A 22,916-nucleotide genomic window follows, 5' to 3' on the forward strand; every position below is an offset into this window, starting at 1 on the left:
CAATCAAAAATAACAACTTTTGAGATAAAAACCTACTTTGAACGCCATACGTTGACCACCCTAATTGTATGACGGGCACTTAAATAGTTAACCTTGTCAAAATTTACCCAAACCGCTTAAACTTGGCTTATTTAAACCTGACAATACCCGCGCCATCGTCGCCATAATGAGCAGTTTCCTGATGATTGGATTGCTGAATGTCAACAATCTCATCGGGTGTTGGGCGACGCTCGGTATAGCCACATGCCGTACACTCGATATACTCATCATACTCGGGCTGATATAGCTGAATTTGAACAACTTTATCCAGTGCTTTACAGCTTGGACAAGCCACCCCTGCCAAAAATTGACGTTTGGGGCGATTGGATTGATATCTCATAGTTTCTTCTTTTTACTAGCCTGTATTTTGACAACCGTGTTACCAAGCTTGGGTATTGGCGTTATCGGTGTCATCGCTCAGCAGTTCATCATAGCTGCTGGTTAAAAATCCCGAGTGGCGTAACAGCGCATCAATACGGGCTTCACGACCGCGAAATGCCTCAAAGTTGGCTTTTGCAGATTGGCTACCGCCTTTGGCTAAAATGTTATCGCGGAAAGATTTGCCAGCGTTTTTATCAAAAATACTGGTCTCTTCAAACTTGCTAAATGCATCGGCTGACAACAGTTCTGCCCATTTGTAAGAATAATACCCTGCCGCATAGCCACCTGCGAAAATATGGCTAAAACCATTGGCAAAACGGTTATAACTGGCGGTCGGCATAATCGACACATCGGCACGCACGCTATCGAGTAACGCCAATAACTGGGGATAGTCGGGTGCTGGGGTTTTGGCATGCAATAACAAATCAAATAGCGCAAACTCTAGCTGGCGCAGGGTTTGCATGCCGCTTTGGAAATTTTTGGCAGCGAGCATACTTTGTAGCATGCTCTCTGGCAACGTTTCACCGGTATCGACATGACGGCTGATTAATGCAATCCCTTCAGGGTGCCATGCCCAGTTTTCCATAAACTGACTGGGTAGCTCAACTGCATCCCACTCGACGCCATTCACGCCTGCCACATCGCCCACATTCACTTCAGTAAGCAGATGATGCAGCCCATGTCCAAACTCATGAAAGAGCGTTAATACTTCATCATGGGTTAATAAGCTAGGTTTGCCGCGCTGTGCACCCGTTGGCGCAGGGCTAAAGTTTGCCACCATAAAACAAACGGGTAACTGCTGATAACCGCTATCATCGTGTTGATAACGCGCTTGAAAGCCACTCATCCATGCGCCACCGCGTTTGCCAGGACGGGCATATAAATCAAAATAAAAACCACCAATAAGCTGCTGGTGTTCATTAAAAACTTGATAAAAACGCACGTCATCATGCCAGCGCTGCGTGTTTGCAGTTTTATCTTCAATCTGAATGCCATACAGTTTTTGCACAATCTCAAATAAGCCTGCGATGACTGTCGGCACTGGGAAGTACGGACGCACTTGTTCTTGCGATAGATTAAATTGACGTTGTTTGACTTTTTCTGCCAGATACGCCGTATCCCAAGGTCGCACCTCATCGCCCTCATCACCGATGCCAAACGCCATACCTTCAACCTGCAGTTGTTTTAAATCCTGCATGGCAAAGGGTCGAGCCTTGTCTGCCAAATCCCGTAAAAACTGCTCTACAGTGTCCACATTGTCCGCCATTTTGGTGGCAAGCGATAACTCAGCAAAATTGTCATAGCCCAATAATTGGGCTTTTTGTGCGCGTTTTGCCAAGATATCCGCCATGATATCGGCATTGTTAAATTCTGGCTGCGCTGACAATTCAGAGGCGCGAGTGACATACGCACGATATAAGATTTCGCGTAACTCGCGGTCATCGGCATAGGTCATTACCGCAAGATAGACTGGGATATCAAGTGTCGCCACATAAGGCGTTGCCAATACTTGCTCCGGGAATTTTTCTGTGTATCGCCTGCCCGCATCTGCAAGCATGGCAAGCGCAGATTCAGGCAATCCTGCCAGTTGCGATTCGCTTAACGGTAAAAAATAGCTTTGGGTGGCATCGAGCACATTATCGGAGAATTTAGCCGATAGCGTAGATAACTCACTGGCAAGCGTGGCAAATTGCTGTTTTTGCGCCTCACCCAAACCCACACCGGATAACTCAAAACTTTGTAGCGCCAAGGTCAATGAGCGTTGTCTTGCAGGCTCTAACCGCGCAAAAAATGACTGATCGCTCACCACACGCTGATAGCGTTGATATAGCGGGAGATGTTGACCAACCGCCGTGCCGTAGGCAGAAAGCGCGGGTAATAAGGCATGATGCAGTTCACGGATTGGCTCATCACTGACCACGCTATTTAAGTGCGATAGCAAGCCCCAACTGCGGTCTAATGCCAAATTCACATGGTCAAAGGCGATAATATCATTGAGCGCTTGCTGGCTGCTAAGTTGTGCATCGTTAACTTGGCTATTAGCTTGCCCAGCTTTGTTATCGAGGTCATCGAGCCCAGCTTCATCATCGAGCATAGTTAAAAACGCATGTCCATTCGCCAACGCCTCATCGATTGCCGTTTTGAGTCGCTCAAGCGCTAATTGATTAAATTCAACAAGGTGTAAATTTTTTGTCGGATTTTCTACATCGTTGGTCATACTGTTTTCCAATTTTTTATCGCTCGTTGATGATTGAAAGTAAAAGTCGTCATTGCCCAAAATTTTAGCATAAAAACCGCAACGCTTGGCAAAGCTACCCCTTTTTGCTACACAGCTTTGCAAAATACATTTGCGACATAAATGTCGACAACCATTATATTGTGACAATTTTTTGTCAAAACAAGCCAGCGGTACAATTTCACGTTAAAATAATGCCATGTTTATCACTGTGATTTTATTATGCGCTCACTAACACCTAAAAAAATAACACCTAACCCAGTAGCATCAAACGAAGTAGCAGGCGCCCAACCACCAAAAAACAGCCTAATCATCACCAGTTATAACATCCATAAAGGCATGTCACCCCTCAATCGTTTTGTCAAAATGGAAGGCATCGCCGCTGCCCTTAACCAAGTGCAATCTGATATTATCTGTTTACAGGAAGTCCAAGGTCAAAATCTCAAACGGGTGGTGAAATACAATGAATTTCCCGACCAGTCCCAACATGAATGGTTTGGCGAGTATCTACAGCTTGAAAACAGCTATGGCAAAAACGTCGAATATAACCACGGTCATCATGGCAATGCGGTGCTAAGTCGCCATCCGCTCGACCCCAAACACAATGTCAATATCACAGTGAGCCGCCTTGAGCAGCGTGGTGTATTGCACTGCGAAATCCAGCCCAAAGGCTGGCATACGCCCATTATCGTGCTTTGCGCGCATCTAAACTTAAGGGAAAATGACCGTGAAAAACAATATGAGGTGATAAGCCAGTATATCAATAACGAAATCGACCAATCCACGCCGCTGATATTGGCAGGCGATTTCAATGACTGGAAAAAGTTATCCTGTCAAAAGCTTGGCTGTGACCTTAATTTACAAGAAGCCGTGCTGACCCACCATGGCAAATTACTGCCCACCTTCCCTGCCAAGCTTCCGGTATTAAGCCTTGACCGTATCTATGTCCGTAACCTACAAGTACACCGTGCTTGGGTGCATAAGGGACAACCTTGGTCAAATCTCTCTGACCATTTGCCGGTTAGTGCCGAAGTCAGTCTGCTGCCAAACTAAAGATTAACAGATTAAATTTGCATGATTTTTGCAGCAAGGTAGCCTAGCAATTTTTATAGACATGACTGTCAATTTTTGTCCTAGCGAAACCCGATTTGACGTTTTAAGCCACAGACTTTAGACGTCAGGCTTTACACGTCGGTTAGCCAAATTGACGCTACACTGGAAATCCTCATGCAACCAAAATTACTCATTATTTTTGCAATATTAGGCATCACCGCACTCGCCATTTTCAACCTAATATCATCACATCGTACCCAGCAAGTCATTGCATCCAATCAAGCCAATAGTAGTGCCGCCTCTGCGCCTTTAGCCATAGCATCAAACGATACGTCAACGATTGGCGAGCAGCCTAAACAAGTGCTTGATAAGGCAACAACAGATTTGAATCAAACCGTTCAGACCTCATCCAACAACTTGGCAAGCACAGAGAAAACCACGCAATAATAACTTGGCGTAATTGATTGTAGCACCGCCAAGCAAGACTGGTTAAAAGGGCATCAAGTGGCTAAGATTAAGTGGCTATTATTAAATAGCCACTATTAAGTAGGCAAAGACGTTTTTTGTTCTAGCAGGTATATGTATGAACGATAAAAAAAGGGCAAATTATATTGCCCTTTTTTTTTCATTAGCGAGATTTGTTGCGCGCGTTACTTTTATTGTTAGCGCTTTTTGCTTTCCTAGCACTCTCATTTGGCTTAGATTGAGATTTAGGATTAGATAGCGCGTTGGGATTGGATTGAGCGTTAGGATTGGATGCCGCTTGCGATTGACCGCGATTTTTGCCTTTACCGCGATTATTAAATGACGATTTTTCCAGCTGTGCCACCAAATCAAAATCAATCTGCTGGGTCTCCATATTGACGGCAGCGACTTTGACACGGATTTTATCACCGAGTCCAAACACCAGTCCTGATTTTTCACCGAATAACTGCTGCGCCTTGTCATCATAAACAAAGTAATCTTCGCCCAAATGCGAGATATGAATCAAGCCATCAATGAATAAATCGGTGAGAGTCACGAACAAGCCAAAATTGGTCACTGTGGTAACCACCGCATCAAACGCTTCACCGATATGGTCTTTCATATAATGGGCTTTGAGCCACTGCTCAACAAAACGGCTGGCTTCATCGGCACGGCGCTCTGTCATTGAGGTCTGTTCACCTGCATCTTCTAGAGACCAATCTGGCAGCGGCGCTTTTTTGCCTGTCACTTTCGCTTTGATGGCACGGTGTAGCATCAAGTCGGGATAACGGCGAATCGGTGAGGTAAAGTGGCTGTATTCCTCATACGCAAGCCCAAAGTGTCCAATATTAGTCGGTGCATAGTTAGCTTGCTGCATGGAGCGCAGTAGTACACTATGGATACTAATCGCATCAGGGCGCTCGCGTGTCGCTTCAATGATACGCTGATAATCTGCCTGTGTCGGGTTTTCTTCAGGAAATGACAAACCAAAATGCTTCACAAAGTCACTGACGCGAGCGGCTTTTTCCGCCTCTGGGGTATCATGATTGCGATACAAGACCGGCAATTCATGCTTGAGCGAAAACTCAGCCGCGCAGGTATTGGCAAGTAGCATCATCTCTTCGATGAGCTTATGCGAGTCACCACGCGTCCGTGCCACAATGGCGCTGATTTTGCCTGCTTCATCAAACTTGATATAAGTCTCTTGGGTTTCAAATTCCATCGCATGGCGCTGTTCGCGTTTGACCAATAGCACTTTGTACAAATCATAAAGCACATCAATCGATTTTTTGACCGCTTTATTACCGGTGATAGTGACAGGCACTTCGGCTTTGGGCGTTTCCCCTTGCGCTTGGGCAAAATAATCATTGACTTGGTTATAAGTCAATCGCGCTTGAGAGTGCATCACGCTTGGATAAAACTCATAGCTGGTCACGTTGCCGCTACGCGATAGTATGATGTCGGCTACCATACACAAGCGGTCAACACTTGGGTTTAACGAGCAAAGCCCGTTGGAGAGTTTTTCAGGGAGCATCGGCACCACAAAATGCGGAAAATACACCGATGTACCACGTTCATAGGCTTCTTGGTCAAGTACTGAGTTGGCAGTCACATAATGACTGACATCGGCAATCGCGACCACCAAGCGATAGCCACCGCCGCGACGTTTTTCGGCATAGACGGCATCATCAAAGTCGCGCGAGTCTTCGCCATCAATGGTGACTAGCGGCAACGCACGTAAGTCGATACGGTCTTGATAGTCTTTTTCTGTCGGCTCTTTGTAGGCATCGACTTGCTGCATGACTTTTGGGCTAAACTCATGGGGAATATCGTAATTTAGCAGCGTGGTTTTGATAATCAATTCACGCTCGTTATCATCGACCAAGCTTTCAGTAATTTTCCCCGTCGCGTATTCATGCTGGGTGGGATAGTCGATGATATCGACTTTGACGGGATCACCCATTTTGAGTTGTAACGCTTCGACGTTTTCTTCCGTCACCGTAATCGGTTGATGATTGTTTGGGCTAATGAGTTCTACAAAGTAACCATCGTCATCTTTTGCAAGTTTACCGATATATTGTAGCTGTGCATGGGACACCACCGACAGCACACGACCCATCATACGACCACGGTTGTCGGTGCTAGTAGCGATGGCTTTTACTTTATCGCCATGAAATACCCAGCGCATTTCAGTTTCATTCAAAAACAAATCAGGCATATCCTCAAGCACGACAAAGCCAAAGCCTTTGGCATGGGCAGCGACCACGCCAGCCACAGCATCGTTCTCAGTCAATGGGCGATAAATGTAAGGATTGCCACCGTCGGCATCACGGCTTAATTGTCCATCACGCAGCATGGCTTTTAAGCGGTTGCCCAGTGCGTCGTACTCGTCGTCATCTAAATCAAAAATCGTCGCAAGCTCATGTTGGGTAGCTTGTCCGCGCTCAAGTAGGGTTTGCAAAATCAGTACACGGCTTGGAATCGGGTTGTCATAGTTGGCTGCTTCAACAGCGGCATTGGGATCTTGCCAATTTTTCATATTGTTGTCGTCTTTTCTTATCATTTAAAATTTGTCATTTAAACTTTGTCATGCAAATTATTTTATCACCTTCGTTAAATGCTAGGGGAAGTATTATCCATCACAGCGATAAAATCATGTTAAAATTTTGTTGCTTAGCTTAGCTTTAGTTCAGGCTTTAGCTCAGCTTAGGTTGATTTAGGATTTATCGCATTGTATATGGGTGCGTTGCAAGCGTTTTCAAATGGTTGGTTTTTAAATGGTTTATTTTAAGTTTTAAGTAAGCTTTAATATAGATGACTTCGATAGCGAAAATATAGTTGGCTTCGATAATGAGTGTTTAATGGCTAACGGTGAATCACCACAGTGACATAGACAGCGACATAGATTGGTCAAAAGATAACAAAGGGGAACCCATGAAAGCAAGAATTTTAGCCGTTGGACAAAAAATGCCAGCTTGGGTGCAGACGGGATTTGACGACTATTATAAACGTATTCAGCCCATGCTCAGCACCGAAATCGTTGAAATCCCCGCCTGCAAACGTACCAAAAACCCCTCGTCTGCCGAACTTGAAAAATATGCCATCACCGAAGGCGGGTTAATTCTGCAAGCGCACCAAGCCAAAAATTCAGCAGGCAAACGCGAACAGCTGATTTGCCTAGACGTCCGCGGTAAGAATCTATCAACCGAAGAGTTAGCGGGTAAAGTTGGCGAAGCCATGCAGCTGGGTGATGACATGGCGTTTGTGATTGGGGGTGCTGATGGCATTTCAAAAGAGGTATTAGCCCATGCGACATTCAAATGGTCGCTGTCCAATCTTACCCTGCCGCATCCGCTCGTGCGTGTGCTACTGATGGAGCAGCTGTACCGCGCTATGACCATTATCCATCATCATCCGTATCACCGCGGTGATTATTTTTAAGTTTTTCCAGCTAACCTGTTATGTATGATTATGTATGAAATCGCTGACATGGCTTGTTTTTGCGAATTTTTCCCTTATTTAACCTATTAATCCTTTTTAGTTAATCCTTATTAATTCATTAGCATTTCTATTTATCACTGCAACTTTAAGAAAATTGATGGAAAAAACCGAAAAACAACCAATCAGCCTGCAGCCATTTTTACCCAAAACACCGTACCCACTTTATACCTTGCCCAGTTTGTTTATCTCACATGGGGCGCCGACGATTGCTATCGAAAATAACCGTACTACCCAAGCGCTGAATAAATTTGGGCAAAATCTGCCAAAACCACGCTTAATTATCATCATCTCTGCGCATTGGCAAAGCCAGCATCTAGAAATCAATGGCAATGCAGCGCCCGCTACTTGGCATGATTTTAGCGGCTTTCAAAAAGCGCTGTATACAATCGATTATCCTGTCAAGGGCGATAGCGTGATTGCTGAGCAGCTGGCACAGCAGTTGCAGGCTTTAGGCGTTAGCACGTCGGTCAATCGACTGCGTCCGTTTGATCATGGGGTATGGTCGCCACTGGTGCATTTATATCCGCAGGCAGATGTGCCGATTGTGCAGCTTTCGCTGCCGCAGCATTTTGATAGTTATGCGTGTTTTCAGCTGGGGGCTTTATTGGCGCCACTACGGGCAGAGCAAGTATTAATCATCGGCTCGGGCAGTGTCACCCATAATTTGGCGCAGGTACAGTTTGATAGTAGTGAGGTGGATGCTGAGGCACGTGAATTTAAATATTGGTTGATTCATCAACTCAAACAACATATGCCAACGGCTTTAGATTGGCGGGCGCATCCATTTGCCCATCACAATCACCCCACCCCTGAACATTTATTGCCGTTATTTTTTGCGGCAGGCGCAGGCTCAAAGATGAGTATCGTGCATGAAAGTTTTGCCCATTTTAGTTTGGGTATGGATGTGTATCGGTTTGACTAACCCTTAGTCCACATCCGCCACATCGAGATTTTTGTCGATTTGAAATACCAAAAATGCGCCGATAGTCATGAGCATAAACATGGTAATACCTAGCTTGGCAACGGGATTAAAGGGCAGGATATTTAATACTAAGCCGCCAAAAATACCGACGACAAAGTTGAGTGAGCCTTGCAAGGCACTCGCCATGCCCGCGCGGCGTTTTTGAAATGCCAAAGCAATGGCACCTGAATTGGGCTGGGTGAGCCCTAACCCTGCAATACAACAAAAAATGCTGGCGAGCACCAACGGCAGCCAAGCTTGCGTGCCAAAGACTAAACCTAGCAGCATCAAACATGCCGCCGCGATTACTTGCATCACCGCCCCAAATCTCAGCAAGCTGACTAGACGATAACGGTTCACCAGCCATTGGTTGACCTGTGTCAACCCAATAAAACCTGCCGCATTCATGCCAAAAATCCAGCTAAAATGCTGCGGCGTCACCCCATATCCTTCCATAATTAGCTCAGGTGCCGCGCTGATATACACAAACATCGAACCCATCAGCAGCCCTGCGCCAATCGCAGGATAATTAAACTGGGTATCTTTGAGCAAATCCCAGTATTGACTGAGCACGTCATTCATCGGACGGTTGTTGCGAAACTCATCGGTCAAGGTTTCATGCAAAAACAGCCGGGTCAGCACGATATTTAAAATACCAAACCCCGCCAAAAACCAAAAAATCACCCGCCAACTAGCGACTTTTAACAACAACGACCCTAGGCTTGGTGCCAAAATCGGTGCAATCCCCATCACTAAGACCATCAGCGAAAATGCCTTTGCCATTTGCTTGGGATGCAAGCGGTCACGAATCATCGCCCGCGACACCACCGTTCCCACACACGCGCCCAACGCCTGTAGCGTTCGTGAGACAAACAACACGTATTCATTGGTGGTGGTGGCGCACATCACCGAAGCAATCACATACAGTACCATGCCCACATACAAGGGCTTAATGCGCCCAATCCGATCCGAAATCGGACCATAAAACAACTGCCCGACCACCAATCCCACAAAATAGGCAGGCACCGAATTAGACATAAAAGCCGTTGCCACGCCAAAATCTTGTGCCATACTGGGCAAAGCCGGCAAATACATATCAATCGACAGCGGACCGATGGCAATAATCAACCCCAAAATCATAATCCAAACGGTTGGATAGTCTAAGTCGTGCGATGGTTGGGGGTGCGGTGTTGGCGGTAGGTTCATAGTGATCAATTTAAATAAAAAAGCGTGTCTAAATAAAAAAGCAGGCAAAAATCATAAGTCGGCTATTATAAACAAATTTTCCTAAAATATTTTTCGTTATCGTTTAGTTTATGTGAGCAATCAACCATGCAGATTGGCTAAAACACAGCATAAAAAAGGCAGCCTTTGCTACCTTTTTTTAGCGAATACCTTGACAGCTTACTGCAAAAAAGTACCGAGACGTTGCCCCATTGTCACTGGCACTGAATTATAAAGACCTGCGCCCCAAGCCATGCCCGCTGATTTTGGTAATATCACAATCGCCGTTGAGCCCAAATAAAACCGCCCAAGTTCATCGCCTTTTTTCAACGTCATGTGATGGGTTTGACGCTGCACGCGATCGCTACGTTTGATTTTACCTGTGGCCACTGTTTCAATCCCTGCTACAATCATCGCCCCGACTAGCACAACGCAAGCTTTACCAAATTCGGTATTAAACACACACACGCAGCGCTCGTTACGGGCAAACAAATCGGTAATGTTTTCAGCGGTCTCGTTATTCACCGAGAATAACTGTCCTGGCACATAGATGGTTTCTACCAAGGTACCGTCAAACGGCATGTGCACGCGGTGATAATTGGTCGGTGCCAAATACACGGTGACAAAACTTCCCTCTTGCATGGCTTTGCCAAGTTCATAATCGGCGAGCAATTGCCCGACTTCATATGATTTGCCTTTGGCTTGCAGGATTTGGTCTTTATCGATTTGCCCCAATTGCGATATCATGCCATCTGCAGGACAGATCAGCGCATCTGGGTCATCATCAATCTTGCGCGCGCCGTCTTTGAGTTCACGGGTAAAAAAATCATTAAAACTGTCATACTGAGAAAAACTACCGCGCGCATATTCCTCTAGCTTGATGCCATACACCGAAGCGAAGGTACGAATAAAGGTTTTTTTCACCATCGGATGACGGCTTTGGGCAAGACGACCTGCGATTTCACTGATTTTTTGTTGTGGGACAAGCGATTGTAACGTCGTAAACAAGGTCATAAGTTACTCGAGATTGGCATTTTAAAGTTGGCTTATTATAATCAAAATCCCCCTTAGAATCACGGTATATTAAACACTGGGCTACGAATTAAGCGACAAGCTAGCTGTTAAGTTAAGCCGCTTACGCTCAAACCAACGGATAGGAAAAATCATGAAAGCAGTACTACAACGGGTGAAATTTGCCAAAGTAGCAGTTAACCAAGCGCCTCATTCACAACAAATCGTCGGCGAGATTGCACACGGCGTACTTGTCTACCTTGGACTTGGGCATGATGATACGCTCGCGATGGGGCAAAAAATGATTGATAAAATCCTCACCTATCGCGTATTTGAAAATGAGCTAGGCAAAATGGATAAAAACGTGCAACAGGTTAATGGCGGTTTACTGTTAGTGTCGCAGTTTACCCTCCTTGCCAATACCCAATCGGGTAGACGCCCTGATTTTAAGCCCGCGATGGCGCCCGACACTGCCAAAGCTTTGTTTGCGCAAATAGTAGCGTATGCCAAGACGCAATATGCAGCCGTGCAAACAGGCGAATTTGGCGCAGATATGCAAGTCAGCAGTTGCAATGATGGTCCGATAAATTTTATTTTTGAACTATGATGCGACCTGTATTAAGTACCAAAAATTGAGTCAAACGCCGAATTTTTTACAACACCACAAATAAAAGCCATAAAAGCTTATCATTGTCATTTTTTTGTCATATTCTGAAGTTGTAATATGGGCATTGTAATATTGTTGTCATAAAATTATTTTGACAAACAGTTGCCTATTTTTATCGCTTGAGAAATTTATGAAAAATGAAACTATTTTGGTAGTGGAAGATGAGCCTGCCATTCGAGAAATGATCGTGACCACACTAGAGATGGCAGGATTTGATTGTTTGCAAGCCTCAGAAGTCTCTCAAGCCCATCATTTGGTGGTCGATCATCGCCCTAACCTCATCTTATTAGATTGGATGCTACCCAATGGGCTATCAGGCATTGATTTATGCCGCCGCCTAAAGAAAGATGAAATGCTCTCTGAAATTCCTATCATCATGCTCACCGCCAAAGGTGAAGAAGACAACAAAGTTCAAGGACTTGACGCTGGGGCAGATGACTATATCACTAAGCCGTTTTCCACCCGTGAATTGGTTTCCCGTATCAAAGCGGTATTGCGCCGTAGTAGCGCATTGTCAGGCGAAAAACCCATTGATGTGGGCGGCTTGTCGCTAGACCCTGCCAGTCAGCGCGTGAGTGCCAATAACAAAGCGGTAGATATCGGACCGACAGAGTATCGGCTACTTGCCTTCTTTATGAGTCATCCCGAGCGGGCTTATACCCGTACCCAGCTACTCGATCAAGTTTGGGGTGGCAATGTGTATGTCGAAGATCGTACCATTGACGTGCATATCCGCCGCCTGCGTAAAGTGCTTGAGCCATTTGGGTTTGCGGACTATATCCAAACTGTACGTGGCACAGGCTATCGCTTTTCTAATAAAATCGACTAACAATAGTCTGATTAATCGCATTGAAATTTTTGCCAACTTATCCCAACTTCGCTATAGTAAGCTTTCTCAATGGACGCTAGAAAAATTAATATGTGGTCGAGCATTTTACCCGTGGTGACAGTTGGGGTTGCGGGGCTGTTGATTGGCGGGCTATTAGGGTTTTGGGGTTGGGGACTGGCGATAGGGCTTTGCCTGTATCAGCTATATTTTTTATGGTCGATACAACGCTTTAAAGCATGGTACAACAAAAACCCCGATGAGCCGCCGCCTGCATTTGAGTCCAACCTTAGTGTCGTTGCCAGCAATATCTACCAAGTCAATCGCCAAGAGAAATTGGCGCATCAGCAAACCGTTTCGCTGGTGCAAAAAGTGCGTGACTCGCTGAGCGCATTGCAAGACTCGATTATTCTGATTGATAAAAACGACTGTATCGAATGGTGGAACAACTCTGCCGAGCGGCTTTTTCAATTTAAAGCGCCCGACCAAGGTCGCAATGTGTTGACCATTATTCGCAACCCGCTTTTTCATCAATATTATCACCACATTGAAGACTATCCAGATGGTGTGCGTATCCATAACCCGTCTAATATCGAGCGCTATGTGCAGTGCAAGATTACCAAATTTGGGCAAGAAAAATTACTGCTGATTTATGATGTCACCCGTTTTCAGCACTTAGAACAGATGCGAAAAGACTTTGTGGCAAATGTTTCGCATGAACTTCGCACGCCGCTTACCGTCATCATGGGGTATGTGGAGACTTTGAGTGAACAGCCTGAGTTAGATCCGCGTATTGCTCGCGCGTTTACTCAGATGATGCAGCAAAGTCAGCGCATGAATAACATCATCAATGACTTACTATTATTATCTAGGTTGGAAAATGATGAAAAGCCCGCTGAGCCCAAAGACATTGATATTCCCAAAATGCTGATGCAATTATTTGACGATGCGCAGATGTACAACAAGTCATACGACCATATGATTCATTTGCATATCGACAGCACGTTACATATTTTGGGTTATGAAGATTATCTGCGAAGTGCGCTCAGTAACTTGATTACCAATGCCATGAAATATACCCCCAAAGGTGGTGAGATTAGTATTAGCTGGCATGAGTATGACGCGGGGGTATGTTTTAGCGTGACCGACAATGGCATTGGTATCGAGCAGCGCCATATTCAGCGCTTAACCGAGCGTTTTTATCGCGTGGACACGGGTCGAAGCCGTGAGACAGGGGGTACCGGTTTGGGGTTAGCAATTGTCAAACATGTCTTGTATCAGCACCATGCCACTCTTGATATCACCTCCACAGTTGGCAAAGGCTCGACCTTTACTGTGACCTTTCCAAAATCTGCCAGCATCCCAACCCAATCCCTTAATCCTGCAAGCCCACAAAGTTAAAATTTACTTGTGGCTGACGTCCTTGCATGATATCAGCAATCGCTTTTGCTGAGCCGTTCGAGTGCGTCCAGCCCAAAGTGCCATGTCCGGTGTTGAGATACAAATTATCAATACGTCCTTGGCGATTGACCGCGCGACCGATAATTGGCACATTTGACGGTGTCATCGGTCGCAGCCCTGTCCAATAATTTGGCTGAGTCAAATCTACCGCATCCCCAAACACTTCTGTCACTCGCCGCGTAATCGCTTGGCAACGAACGGGATTTAGTTCAAGGTTAAACCCGTTAAATTCAGCCGTTCCTGCTACTCGCAAGCGATCGCCTAAGCGCGAGTACACCAGCTTAAACTCATCATCAATCAAGCTCACATAAGGTGTCTCATCGGGTCGCAACACAGCATAAGTGGCTGAATAGCCTTTGGCAGGATAGATGGGTAGATTGATACCCAAATCTTTGACTAAGGCAGGACTATAACTTCCTAACGCCAGTACATAAGCATCGGCGGACAGTATCTGTGACTGCGCTGGCAAAGCGGTATTGTCTCTACTATCAACGGAGATTACTTCCACACCATCAATGTGTTGGTTATGATAAATAAGTCGTTTGATAGCAGTATTAAATAAAAATGTTACCCCTTGCTGTTGACAAAGTGCTGCCAAGCGATGAGTGAATTTTTGGGCATCCCCTGATTCATCAAGTGCGGTATAAGTCGCCCCAACCAATTCTTTGCCAATACCAGTTAACGCAGGCTCTAATTGTATCGCTTTATCCACACTAATCACTTGCCGATCACAACCCAATTGCTGCATCCGCTTAGTGGGTGCTATCGCTGCTTGAAACTCAGCATGATCGGTATAAAAATGCATAATACCGCGTGTCAGACAGTCATAATCAATGCCCGTTTGCGCCCTGACTTCGCCGAGTACTTGCCGAGAGTATAATCCTAAATTGACCATCTGCACCAGATTAGCATCGGCACTTTTCGCATTGCACTGCTGCAAAAATTGCCAACCCCATCGCCACAGCGCCATATCAGGGGCTGTATCTTGCGCGGTACTGCCCGGCAAACCCAACAACCGACGCCAGCGAAACAACAGTGGCGCATCTTCTCGAAATAACCATTTTAGCGCTTTATAGGGTGTATCAGGGTTTGCCCAAGGCATAGCATGTGACACAGATATTTGCCCACCATTGGCAAACGATGTTGACAATGCAGCGCTACTTTCACGCTCGATTACCGTTACCTCAAACCCTGCTTGTCGAAGCTGCCAAGCAGTAGTGACACCCACCACCCCTGCACCAAGCACGATTACCTGCTTTGTCATAACTTGCCTTACTGTCATTAGCTGATGAATATGTATAGATAAAAAAGGTAGATTGACTAGCAATCAATAAAAAGCCCCCAGTTATCATGGAGGCTTTTTTTCATTTATAAATAACATGGGCTGAAATTTTAATCTATCAGCGTGAGTACAAACCGTTATTTGCTTAATTTACTGCTGATTTCACGGAGCAATAGTACTTCTTCTGAAGGTTCTGGTGCAGCCGCTTCTTGTGCTTCGCTTTGACGGCGTAGGCGGTTCATGGCTTTCACCAACATAAAAATGATAAATGCCAAAATAATAAAGTTGATTAAGATGGTGACAAAATTACCATATGCAAATACAGGCACACCCGCTTTTTTGAGCGCATCATACGTCATAGCGGTGCCTGCAGGTACATCACCTAACACCACAAACATATTGGTAAAGTCGATTCTGCCGCCCATAATCGCAGAGATAATCGGCATAATAATATCTTCTACCAACGACGTGGTGATTTTACCAAATGCGCCGCCGATGATGACACCCACTGCCAAATCCATCACGTTGCCTTTGAGGGCAAACTCTTTAAATTCTGACATCATACTCATATAACTTCTCCTACTTTCAAACTAATTGCTACAATCGTTGACTAAAAAACCCTTATTATCATAAGGAATTGTGTAAAATTTTAAACCTTTGCTTTGCCAGTGTGTAGATTAAATTAAAAAAGCTTGTAACAGGTACAAGCTTTTTGTAAATAAGTGTTAGGATTTTTCGCAAGTCTTATATCGTAGACTCGCTATTATTTACGACCGTTACGTTTACGCTCATTTTCAGTCAAGTATTTTTTGCGTAGACGAATTGATTTTGGTGTCACTTCAACCAGCTCATCATCTTCAATAAATTCAAGCGCTTGTTCAAGGGTGAAAATGATTGGCGGCGTTAAAATAATCGCATCATCGGTACCACTGGCGCGCACGTTCGTCAACTGTTTTGCTTTAGTTGGATTGACTACCATGTCATCGCTACGTGAGTTTTGACCGACAATCATACCTTCATAGACTTCAGTTTGCGGTGATACAAACATACGACCACGTTCTTGAAGGTTAAATAGCGCATAGCCCAATACAGTACCATTCACCATAGAAATCAATACCCCATTTTGGCGTTTTGCCACATCACCTGTTTTGACAGGACCATAATGTGAGAAACTTGAAGTCATGATACCGGTACCTGAGGTAATGGTTAAGAACTCAGAGCGAAAACCAATCAAACCACGTGATGGTACTACCGCTTCAATACGGATACGACCTTTGCCGTCAACTTCCATATTGGTCAATTCGCCTTTACGGTAGCCCATTTGCTCCATTACCGCGCCTTGATGCTGTTCTTCAACATCAAAAATCACATTTTCAAATGGCTCTTGTTTCTCACCCTCGATTTCACGAACAATTACTTCTGGACGTGACACACCCAGTTCAAAACCTTCACGGCGCATATTCTCAATTAATACAGACAAGTGAAGTTCCCCACGGCCTGATACTTTAAATTTATCAGGACTGTCGGTATCTTCCACGCGAAGTGCCACGTTATGAATTAACTCACGTTCTAGGCGTTCACGAATATTGCGCGACGTCACGAATTTACCTTCTTTACCCGCAAATGGTGAGTTGTTGACTTGGAAAGTCATCGATACTGTTGGTTCATCGACACTTAGCGCTGGTAAGGCTTCTACGTTTTGTGGATCACAAATAGTATCAGAAATATTCAACGCATCGATACCCGTAATACATACGATATCACCGGCCTGCGCCATAGGTACTTCGATACGGTCAAGACCATGGTAACCCATGATTTGTAGGATACGGCCGTTACGTTTATTACCTTCTTTATCAACAATTGTTACAGGCGTATTGGTTTTAACTGACCCACGCTGAATACGACCGATACCAATCAAACCTTTGAAGTTATCATAATCAAGGCTTGAAATCTGCATACGGAATGGACCGTCCGTATCCACCTGTGGTGGCTCAACAACATTAACGATGGTTTCAAACAATGGCTGCATATCTTCTGCAAGCTCGTCAGGCGCTAACCCTGCAATACCATTCATGGCAGAGGTATAAACGATGGGAAAATCTAGCTGCTCATCTGTCGCACCCAAATTATCAAACAAATCAAACACCTGATCCATGACCCAGTCTGGACGTGCGCTTGGTTTGTCAATTTTATTAATCACCACGATTGGCTTTAAGCCCCGGGCAAATGCTTTTGAGGTCACAAAACGGGTTTGTGGCATAGGACCATCAACGGCATCAACTAATAACAACACACAGTCAACCATCGACATCACACGTTCAACTTCACCACCGAAGTCGGCGTGACCGGGGGTGTCGACGATGTTAATACGGTATTCAACGCCGTCTTTAGGATTGGTCCATTTGATCGCCGTATTTTTGGCTAAAATGGTAATACCACGCTCTTGCTCTAATGCGTTAGAGTCCATGACGCGTTCAACTTCTGCGGCACGCTCACCAAAAGTACCTGATTGTTGTAACAGTTTATCGACTAGAGTAGTTTTACCATGGTCAACGTGGGCAATAATCGCAATATTGCGAAGATTTTTGATTGAATCTGACATAAAAAAATAGCTCTTGAAAATTCGGCTAGGAAGGGAAATTAAAACACGCGGTAGTATAACATCTTATCGTTAAAAATAGATTAAATTTATCTAAGTTGAGTTTATAGCTGATAATAAAAATAAAAAAAGCTACCAACGAGGGTAGCTTTTTTTATTTAATAACTAATTATTGTACGTTCATGTCTTTAGTTTGAACGGTTGTGCTAGATTTGTTACCAGTGATGATAGCATATACACGGCGGTTCATTGCACGGCCTTCAGCAGTGTTGTTGTCTGCGATTGGGCGGTCATAACCGTAACCCACTGTGCTAATACGTTGTGGAGCAACACCAAATTGGTTAACTAACATGGATTTAACCGCATTTGCACGTGCTTCAGACAAACGTTGGTTGTAACGCGCAGATGGACCAGTTTTTGAAGCATGACCTTCAATTGAAGCTGTTGAATTTGGATATTCATTCATTTTTTCAGCAACTTTTTGGATTTCTGGTTTGTACTGATCTTTGATGACAGTTTTGTCATTGTCAAAGAATACACGTAATTCCATACGTAATGCGTCATCCATTGATATTTCACGTGGGCAACCATCAGCATCTACAACAACGTTTAATGGGGTGCCTGGGCATTTGTCAACGCTATTTGGTACGCCATCTTGGTCGTCGTCACCATCAGTCACAATGATTGGTTCAACAGGGATAGGCTCAACTACTGGCGCTGCTGGTGCCAAGTGACCACCTAGAACCACGTTAAGACCTGCTAACGCTAGACCTTCCCACCAATCATTATCGAAGTTATAGATCGCACGACCTTCACCACGTAAGCTTAATGCGTCATTGATTCGGTAGTAAGCACCAAGACCTAAGTTACCGATAGTGTCTTTAGAAGTTGCTTTGCTGCCATCATCAAATGCCATTGAGGTTTTTGATTGACCTGCACCGATTAACACATATGGCTTGAATGGGCTGTTAGTATAGCCACTAAAGGTTTCAGTACCGATAGTAAAGTTACCTGAGTATGATTTTTGTTCAAACTTATGTCCGTTAACTTTATCGCCGTTGCCATTTAATGCGTCAGAATCAGTTTCACCGTACTCTAATTCAAGTGCGATAGTAGGTGTCAATTCGATACCAATACCTGCACCAGTGTACAAGTCGTTATCTTGGTGAGTACCTGCGAATTGTTCGCCTTGTTTGTCTTCAGTTTTGCTGATACCGTCTACATAATGATAACCTAGTAGTAAAGGTGTAACAGTAACGCCTGCGTTAGCGGCTACTGGCATAACAGCTGCAGCAACAACTGCTAGAGCGATTTTATTTAGCTTCATAGAAGTCCTCCAAAGGATTGGCTCATTTTAAATTAAAATAACCTGATAGTTAATTCACAAAATAATACATCAAAAAACATGTACTTTATGAACTTGTTAAATATAGCTTAACGCCTAAAAATTGTGTTTACAACTCTTTTTTTTACATTGCTACACAATATTACACGAACATCACAATATGTTATATTTTTATTTTTTAGTAGCCAAGCTAATCGCTTACGCTCGATACTAAGAATTCAACAACCATCATGATTCGACATTACACATCAAAACTATATACTTATCTTGAGAAGGATTTTAATACAGTCTATTTAAATTTACCATATCTTAAATTCATACTTTCACTAAATGATACATTCTAGTGACATTCACTTACTAAATGAATGAGACATTTACGTTTCAGGCACAACAGTTTTTTCTCAATAATGTTTTAGAACCAGTAACAATAGGTATTTGAACATTTAAACCCATCTGTGCCTATGAAATCCTTACTATCTAGAATAGACATTCCATTACCTGATAACATCAGTCGTTTAGTCGCTTTCATTCACTTTCTAGCCACCAGCCTTACCTTATAGTTCAATATTTGTTTGTTAATTCTTTTGAACTCTATATAATAATGAACTAAAGTCCTTTATTGTGTTATCCCATCATCACTTAACCGGTAGCTTTAATAGCATGAATGATTCGAAAGCCAACGTATTCTCAATAAAAAGACAGGGGTTTACTTTAATTGAAACAGTCGTCGTTTTGACTGTTTTATCTATCATCGTAGCGATGGCTTCGATTACTATTACCAACAGCTTAAAGCAAATGGAAGCAAAAAGCACCGCTTCAAGCTTAATGAATTTTTTAAGCAGTGCAAAACAAGAGGCGTTGATTTATCAAAACCCTGTGATAGCCTGTGTCGCCAATGATAACTTGGCTTGCGTGACAACTGGCGGTCATCAGCTGATTAGCTTTATCGATAAAAATAACAATAACAGCTATGAGGCAGCGGTAGATAAACTCAATCATCAGCTTACGTTAGATTTGTCCTGGGGGGTGCTGACGGCAAATATCTCGCTGAATAACAACTATATTATTTTTAAGCCAGAAAACGCTAGACCCATTGGTTATATGGGTAATATTCAATACTGCCCTTTAGATGGTAAGGTCGATAATCGACTAAAGGTAAGTTTTAGTAAAACAGGCATTATTAAATATAAGCCCTACTCAGTTGAACAATTTAATTGCCCCTAATAGCTAGGCTTTTGCTGTAAATGCTTTTCTCATTGCGCTCACCGCTTCGCTAAGTCCCATAAACACACTGTCTGCAATAATGGCATGACCGATGTTTAGTTCATGGATGCCACCCATATTAGCAATGGGTGCAACGTTGTCACGGGTAAGACCGTGCCCTGCATTGACCAGTAAACTTGCTTTTGACTCGTGGGCATGAGTCACGGCTGTTTTGATACGGTTGATTTCATGGTTAATTTTAACTTGGTCATGTTGCAAACAATAGTCAGCATAGGCGCCCGTGTGTAGTTCAATGGCATCTGCCCCGAGCGCAATGCTTTTATCAATTTGCGCCAACTCTGGATCAATGAATAGTGATACTTGAGTGCCGACCTGATGTAACTGTTGAATCGCACTGGCTATTTTGTGCTGATTGCCAATCACATCAAGCCCGCCTTCGGTGGTCAGTTCTTGGCGTTTTTCAGGGACAAAGCACACCCAAGCTGGCTTAACATCACAGGCTATCGCTACCATCTCGTCAGTGACTGCCATTTCAAGGTTCATACGAGTGGTTATGACTTTGGCAAGCCGATAAACATCATCATCTTGAATGTGACGACGATCTTCACGCAAATGCAGCGTAATACCATCCGCCCCCGCCTGCTCACAAATTAACGCACCTGCCACAGGATCGGGATACGCCACGCCACGCGCTTGACGCAAGGTTGCAATATGGTCGATATTGACACCAAGTAAGGGTTGATTGCTGGTCATGACATTCCCTATTTTGTCTATGATTGATACTGAGTAAGCTTATTGATATTGGGTAAGCTGCTGCCAAAGTTCTCGGCTTTGCAAGGTTTGATAATTGAGTAAATTATCCATCAAATGGCGGTGCATCGCACTGATGCTATTGACCAATTGTTTGGCTAAATCAAAATCTTGTTGCATCATTTGGTTAAAGCTAGCTTCATCTTGCAAACATTGATACCAAGTTAGCAGCTGCTCACCTGTTAATGCTATGTCGGTTTTATCCAAGGGTAAAACTGGCATAAATCCCTGCTGTAGTTGGTATTGATAATGCTGCGATAGGATTATTAAATCCCCTAACGCATCTTTAGCAAAATCGAACCCATAGCCTAATTGTTCAAACAATACATTTTCAAAGCGTCTTAAATACCACTTTAAACGGGTCATATCATATGGCGATTGCGCTGGGTCGACAAACAGCGTTGCCATGTTTGCAACGCACTGCTGGTATGCTTGCCATATCTCAGCAAACGGCTCTTCAACAGGCAATAGTTTTTGCAAAATTTCATTGAGATACATGCCTGCATACAGGCTTTGTCCGGTGAGGATAATGTGATTTTGCAAAATCTGGCTTTGACTAAAGGTTTTTAGGCTATTTTTACCATTGCCAAAAAATTGTATGGGGATAAATAGCGGTAAGTTTTTTTTACCGATACCATGTACTACGCCCCATTCTTCACTAAACAGGTAAACCAAACTACGGCTTTCACCATACGGTTTTTGGTGCAGAATATAACCTGTTAGCAGTTGATTGCGCATAGTAGCTTATTTGCCTTATTTTTCAGTAGCCCAAACTCGTTAGCGCACGCTCATCATCTGACCAGCCTTTTTTGACTTTCACCCACAGTGTTAGCATCACTTTTTTATCAAACATTTTTTCCATATCTTGGCGCGCTTCGATGCTGATTTGTTTGATTTTTTCGCCTTTATCACCGATGACAATCACCTTTTGACCTTGACGCTCGACAAAAATCGTGGCATCGATAAAGGTCACGGCTTTACGCCATTTGCCTGTTTTTGGGTCTTGATGCGCGGGCTCATCCTTGAAGGTATCAATTTGCACCGTTAAATCGTAAGGAATCTCATCGCCCGATGCCCGCATCACTTTTTCACGAATGATTTCACTGGCTAAAAAGCGTTCTGAACGGTCAGTGACTTGTTCTGCATCATAGATGGGCGCTGCAATCGGTAAATGCTTACCGATGACTCGTACTAGCTCATCTAAGTTATGCGCACGTAATGCAGATACGGGCACGATATCACTAAATACTTGGGTGTCATGCAGTTTTTGTAGTAGCGCGAACAGCTGAGACTCGTCCTTAATGGTGTCGCTTTTATTAATCACTGCAATCACAGGTACACCCAAATTTTGCACTTTGGCAAACACCAGCTCATCATCTTCCACCCATTTTAGGCTATCAATCACAAACAATACCGCATCAACGTCTGCCAAAGCCGAAGTTGCTGCCTTATTCATGCGCTCATTGATAGCGCGCACTTCGCGGCTATGGATACCTGGGGTGTCAACAAAAATTGCTTGTAATTGCTCGTTGGTCAAAATTCCCATAATGCGATGGCGGGTGGTTTGGGGTTTTCGCGAGGTAATCGACAATTTTTGACCCAACACATGATTCATTAACGTTGATTTACCCACGTTTGGACGTCCGACAATGGCTACATACCCCGTGCGAAAATCCACTGCGCGCACGGGCGCTGCTTCACTTTGCCCACTGAAGAATTGACTGATAACATCCTGGTTGTTGTCCGCTGATGGATTGTCGACAGCTGGGTCAGTGGTGGTTTGTTGGGTAGCGTCTGCTTGGTTAGACATAAAGTGGGATCTCAACATTGG

The 22,916-nt window shown here is 44.1% G+C and carries 20 protein-coding genes; 8 read left to right on the plus strand and 12 right to left on the minus strand.

The window, feature by feature from the left end; all coding sequences use genetic code 11:
- Positions 1–127: 127 nt before the first annotated feature.
- The gene (locus RTN07_RS05050) at positions 128–379 is read right to left on the minus strand and encodes a YheV family putative metal-binding protein (RefSeq protein ID WP_065253813.1); all 252 of its coding nucleotides are present in this window, start codon (positions 377–379) and stop codon (positions 128–130) included.
- Positions 380–418: 39 nt separating this feature from the next.
- Positions 419–2,638, minus strand: a complete 2,220-nt coding sequence (locus RTN07_RS05055) for a M3 family metallopeptidase (protein ID WP_312176301.1) — start codon at positions 2,636–2,638, stop codon at positions 419–421.
- A gap of 240 nt (positions 2,639–2,878) precedes the next feature.
- Here RTN07_RS05055 and RTN07_RS05060 point away from each other — a divergent pair, with 240 nt between their 5' ends.
- Together RTN07_RS05060 and RTN07_RS05065 are read left to right on the plus strand one after the other, a co-directional pair.
- On the plus strand, positions 2,879–3,709 hold the full coding sequence (locus RTN07_RS05060; protein WP_312176303.1) for an endonuclease/exonuclease/phosphatase family protein: 831 nt from the start codon (positions 2,879–2,881) through the stop codon (positions 3,707–3,709).
- Positions 3,710–3,883: 174 nt separating this feature from the next.
- Positions 3,884–4,156 (plus strand): hypothetical protein, encoded by a 273-nt coding sequence (locus tag RTN07_RS05065; protein WP_138018393.1) that lies wholly within the window; start codon positions 3,884–3,886, stop codon positions 4,154–4,156.
- A 181-nt stretch (positions 4,157–4,337) separates the two neighbouring features.
- Here RTN07_RS05065 and rnr read toward each other — a convergent pair whose 3' ends face one another.
- Positions 4,338–6,713 carry a ribonuclease R gene (gene rnr, locus RTN07_RS05070; RefSeq protein ID WP_312176306.1) on the minus strand — a complete coding sequence of 792 codons (2,376 nt, stop codon included), beginning with the start codon at positions 6,711–6,713 and terminating at the stop codon, positions 4,338–4,340.
- A gap of 395 nt (positions 6,714–7,108) precedes the next feature.
- Between rnr and rlmH the strand changes: the two genes are divergently transcribed.
- Complete coding sequence (gene rlmH, locus RTN07_RS05075) at positions 7,109–7,615, plus strand: 23S rRNA (pseudouridine(1915)-N(3))-methyltransferase RlmH (RefSeq protein ID WP_312176308.1); 507 nt, start codon at positions 7,109–7,111, stop codon at positions 7,613–7,615.
- 157 nt (positions 7,616–7,772) lie between these two features.
- Positions 7,773–8,597: a DODA-type extradiol aromatic ring-opening family dioxygenase gene (locus RTN07_RS05080; protein WP_312176309.1), complete on the plus strand. Its 825-nt coding sequence runs from the start codon at positions 7,773–7,775 to the stop codon at positions 8,595–8,597.
- A 3-nt stretch (positions 8,598–8,600) separates the two neighbouring features.
- On the opposite strand, the gene RTN07_RS05085 is transcribed toward RTN07_RS05080, so the two are convergent.
- The gene (locus RTN07_RS05085) at positions 8,601–9,842 is read right to left on the minus strand and encodes a multidrug effflux MFS transporter (RefSeq protein ID WP_128680778.1); all 1,242 of its coding nucleotides are present in this window, start codon (positions 9,840–9,842) and stop codon (positions 8,601–8,603) included.
- A gap of 198 nt (positions 9,843–10,040) precedes the next feature.
- Positions 10,041–10,874, minus strand: a complete 834-nt coding sequence (gene asd / locus RTN07_RS05090) for an archaetidylserine decarboxylase (RefSeq protein WP_144918469.1) — start codon at positions 10,872–10,874, stop codon at positions 10,041–10,043.
- Positions 10,875–11,025: 151 nt separating this feature from the next.
- Here asd and dtd point away from each other — a divergent pair, with 151 nt between their 5' ends.
- The 3 genes from dtd to phoR all read left to right on the plus strand — a co-directional run bounded on the left by dtd (position 11,026) and on the right by phoR (position 13,765).
- Complete coding sequence (gene dtd, locus RTN07_RS05095; protein WP_312176314.1) at positions 11,026–11,478, plus strand: D-aminoacyl-tRNA deacylase; 453 nt, start codon at positions 11,026–11,028, stop codon at positions 11,476–11,478.
- Positions 11,479–11,668: 190 nt separating this feature from the next.
- Complete coding sequence (gene phoB, locus RTN07_RS05100; RefSeq protein WP_007115106.1) at positions 11,669–12,367, plus strand: phosphate regulon transcriptional regulator PhoB; 699 nt, start codon at positions 11,669–11,671, stop codon at positions 12,365–12,367.
- A 90-nt stretch (positions 12,368–12,457) separates the two neighbouring features.
- On the plus strand, positions 12,458–13,765 hold the full coding sequence (gene phoR / locus RTN07_RS05105) for a phosphate regulon sensor histidine kinase PhoR (protein ID WP_186303420.1): 1,308 nt from the start codon (positions 12,458–12,460) through the stop codon (positions 13,763–13,765).
- Here phoR and RTN07_RS05110 read toward each other — a convergent pair.
- The 4 genes from RTN07_RS05110 to RTN07_RS05125 all read right to left on the minus strand — a co-directional run bounded on the left by RTN07_RS05110 (position 13,740) and on the right by RTN07_RS05125 (position 19,033).
- On the minus strand, positions 13,740–15,089 hold the full coding sequence (locus RTN07_RS05110; RefSeq protein ID WP_312176319.1) for a D-amino acid dehydrogenase: 1,350 nt from the start codon (positions 15,087–15,089) through the stop codon (positions 13,740–13,742). The genes phoR and RTN07_RS05110 overlap by 26 nt on opposite strands.
- A gap of 155 nt (positions 15,090–15,244) precedes the next feature.
- Positions 15,245–15,676, minus strand: coding sequence for a large conductance mechanosensitive channel protein MscL (gene mscL, locus RTN07_RS05115; protein WP_036595296.1), 432 nt, complete (start codon positions 15,674–15,676; stop codon positions 15,245–15,247).
- A 194-nt stretch (positions 15,677–15,870) separates the two neighbouring features.
- Positions 15,871–17,709 (minus strand): translational GTPase TypA, encoded by a 1,839-nt coding sequence (typA, locus tag RTN07_RS05120; RefSeq protein ID WP_007115110.1) that lies wholly within the window; start codon positions 17,707–17,709, stop codon positions 15,871–15,873.
- 166 nt (positions 17,710–17,875) lie between these two features.
- The gene (locus tag RTN07_RS05125) at positions 17,876–19,033 is read right to left on the minus strand and encodes an OmpA family protein (protein WP_312176322.1); all 1,158 of its coding nucleotides are present in this window, start codon (positions 19,031–19,033) and stop codon (positions 17,876–17,878) included.
- Between the two features lie 678 nt (positions 19,034–19,711).
- Between RTN07_RS05125 and RTN07_RS05130 the strand changes: the two genes are divergently transcribed.
- Positions 19,712–20,275: a GspH/FimT family pseudopilin gene (locus RTN07_RS05130; protein ID WP_050324852.1), complete on the plus strand. Its 564-nt coding sequence runs from the start codon at positions 19,712–19,714 to the stop codon at positions 20,273–20,275.
- Between the two features lie 3 nt (positions 20,276–20,278).
- On the opposite strand, the gene pdxJ is transcribed toward RTN07_RS05130, so the two are convergent.
- From pdxJ to era, 3 genes are read right to left on the minus strand one after another with little or no spacing between them, the layout of a single operon-like run.
- Positions 20,279–21,028, minus strand: coding sequence for a pyridoxine 5'-phosphate synthase (pdxJ, locus tag RTN07_RS05135; RefSeq protein ID WP_312176325.1), 750 nt, complete (start codon positions 21,026–21,028; stop codon positions 20,279–20,281).
- 39 nt (positions 21,029–21,067) lie between these two features.
- A complete protein-coding gene (gene recO, locus RTN07_RS05140; protein WP_282841696.1) occupies positions 21,068–21,823 on the minus strand; it encodes a DNA repair protein RecO in 756 nt (251 codons plus the stop codon).
- A gap of 22 nt (positions 21,824–21,845) precedes the next feature.
- A complete protein-coding gene (gene era / locus RTN07_RS05145) occupies positions 21,846–22,895 on the minus strand; it encodes a GTPase Era (RefSeq protein ID WP_312176329.1) in 1,050 nt (349 codons plus the stop codon).
- Between the last annotated feature and the right edge of the window lie 21 nt (positions 22,896–22,916).

Source organism: Moraxella sp. CTOTU46934 (assembly GCF_031979465.1).
Classification (GTDB): domain Bacteria; phylum Pseudomonadota; class Gammaproteobacteria; order Pseudomonadales; family Moraxellaceae; genus Faucicola; species Faucicola tetraodonis.

Coding starts and splice junctions, on each gene's coding strand:
- RTN07_RS05050 (WP_065253813.1), bottom strand. CDS start 379: ATGAGATATCAATCCAATCGCCCCAAACGTCAATTTTTGGCAGGGGTG.
- RTN07_RS05055 (WP_312176301.1), bottom strand. CDS start 2,638: ATGACCAACGATGTAGAAAATCCGACAAAAAATTTACACCTTGTTGAA.
- RTN07_RS05060 (WP_312176303.1), top strand. CDS start 2,879: ATGCGCTCACTAACACCTAAAAAAATAACACCTAACCCAGTAGCATCA.
- RTN07_RS05065 (WP_138018393.1), top strand. CDS start 3,884: ATGCAACCAAAATTACTCATTATTTTTGCAATATTAGGCATCACCGCA.
- rnr (WP_312176306.1), bottom strand. CDS start 6,713: ATGAAAAATTGGCAAGATCCCAATGCCGCTGTTGAAGCAGCCAACTAT.
- rlmH (WP_312176308.1), top strand. CDS start 7,109: ATGAAAGCAAGAATTTTAGCCGTTGGACAAAAAATGCCAGCTTGGGTG.
- RTN07_RS05080 (WP_312176309.1), top strand. CDS start 7,773: ATGGAAAAAACCGAAAAACAACCAATCAGCCTGCAGCCATTTTTACCC.
- RTN07_RS05085 (WP_128680778.1), bottom strand. CDS start 9,842: ATGAACCTACCGCCAACACCGCACCCCCAACCATCGCACGACTTAGAC.
- asd (WP_144918469.1), bottom strand. CDS start 10,874: ATGACCTTGTTTACGACGTTACAATCGCTTGTCCCACAACAAAAAATC.
- dtd (WP_312176314.1), top strand. CDS start 11,026: ATGAAAGCAGTACTACAACGGGTGAAATTTGCCAAAGTAGCAGTTAAC.
- phoB (WP_007115106.1), top strand. CDS start 11,669: ATGAAAAATGAAACTATTTTGGTAGTGGAAGATGAGCCTGCCATTCGA.
- phoR (WP_186303420.1), top strand. CDS start 12,458: ATGTGGTCGAGCATTTTACCCGTGGTGACAGTTGGGGTTGCGGGGCTG.
- RTN07_RS05110 (WP_312176319.1), bottom strand. CDS start 15,089: ATGACAAAGCAGGTAATCGTGCTTGGTGCAGGGGTGGTGGGTGTCACT.
- mscL (WP_036595296.1), bottom strand. CDS start 15,676: ATGAGTATGATGTCAGAATTTAAAGAGTTTGCCCTCAAAGGCAACGTG.
- typA (WP_007115110.1), bottom strand. CDS start 17,709: ATGTCAGATTCAATCAAAAATCTTCGCAATATTGCGATTATTGCCCAC.
- RTN07_RS05125 (WP_312176322.1), bottom strand. CDS start 19,033: ATGAAGCTAAATAAAATCGCTCTAGCAGTTGTTGCTGCAGCTGTTATG.
- RTN07_RS05130 (WP_050324852.1), top strand. CDS start 19,712: ATGAATGATTCGAAAGCCAACGTATTCTCAATAAAAAGACAGGGGTTT.
- pdxJ (WP_312176325.1), bottom strand. CDS start 21,028: ATGACCAGCAATCAACCCTTACTTGGTGTCAATATCGACCATATTGCA.
- recO (WP_282841696.1), bottom strand. CDS start 21,823: ATGCGCAATCAACTGCTAACAGGTTATATTCTGCACCAAAAACCGTAT.
- era (WP_312176329.1), bottom strand. CDS start 22,895: ATGTCTAACCAAGCAGACGCTACCCAACAAACCACCACTGACCCAGCT.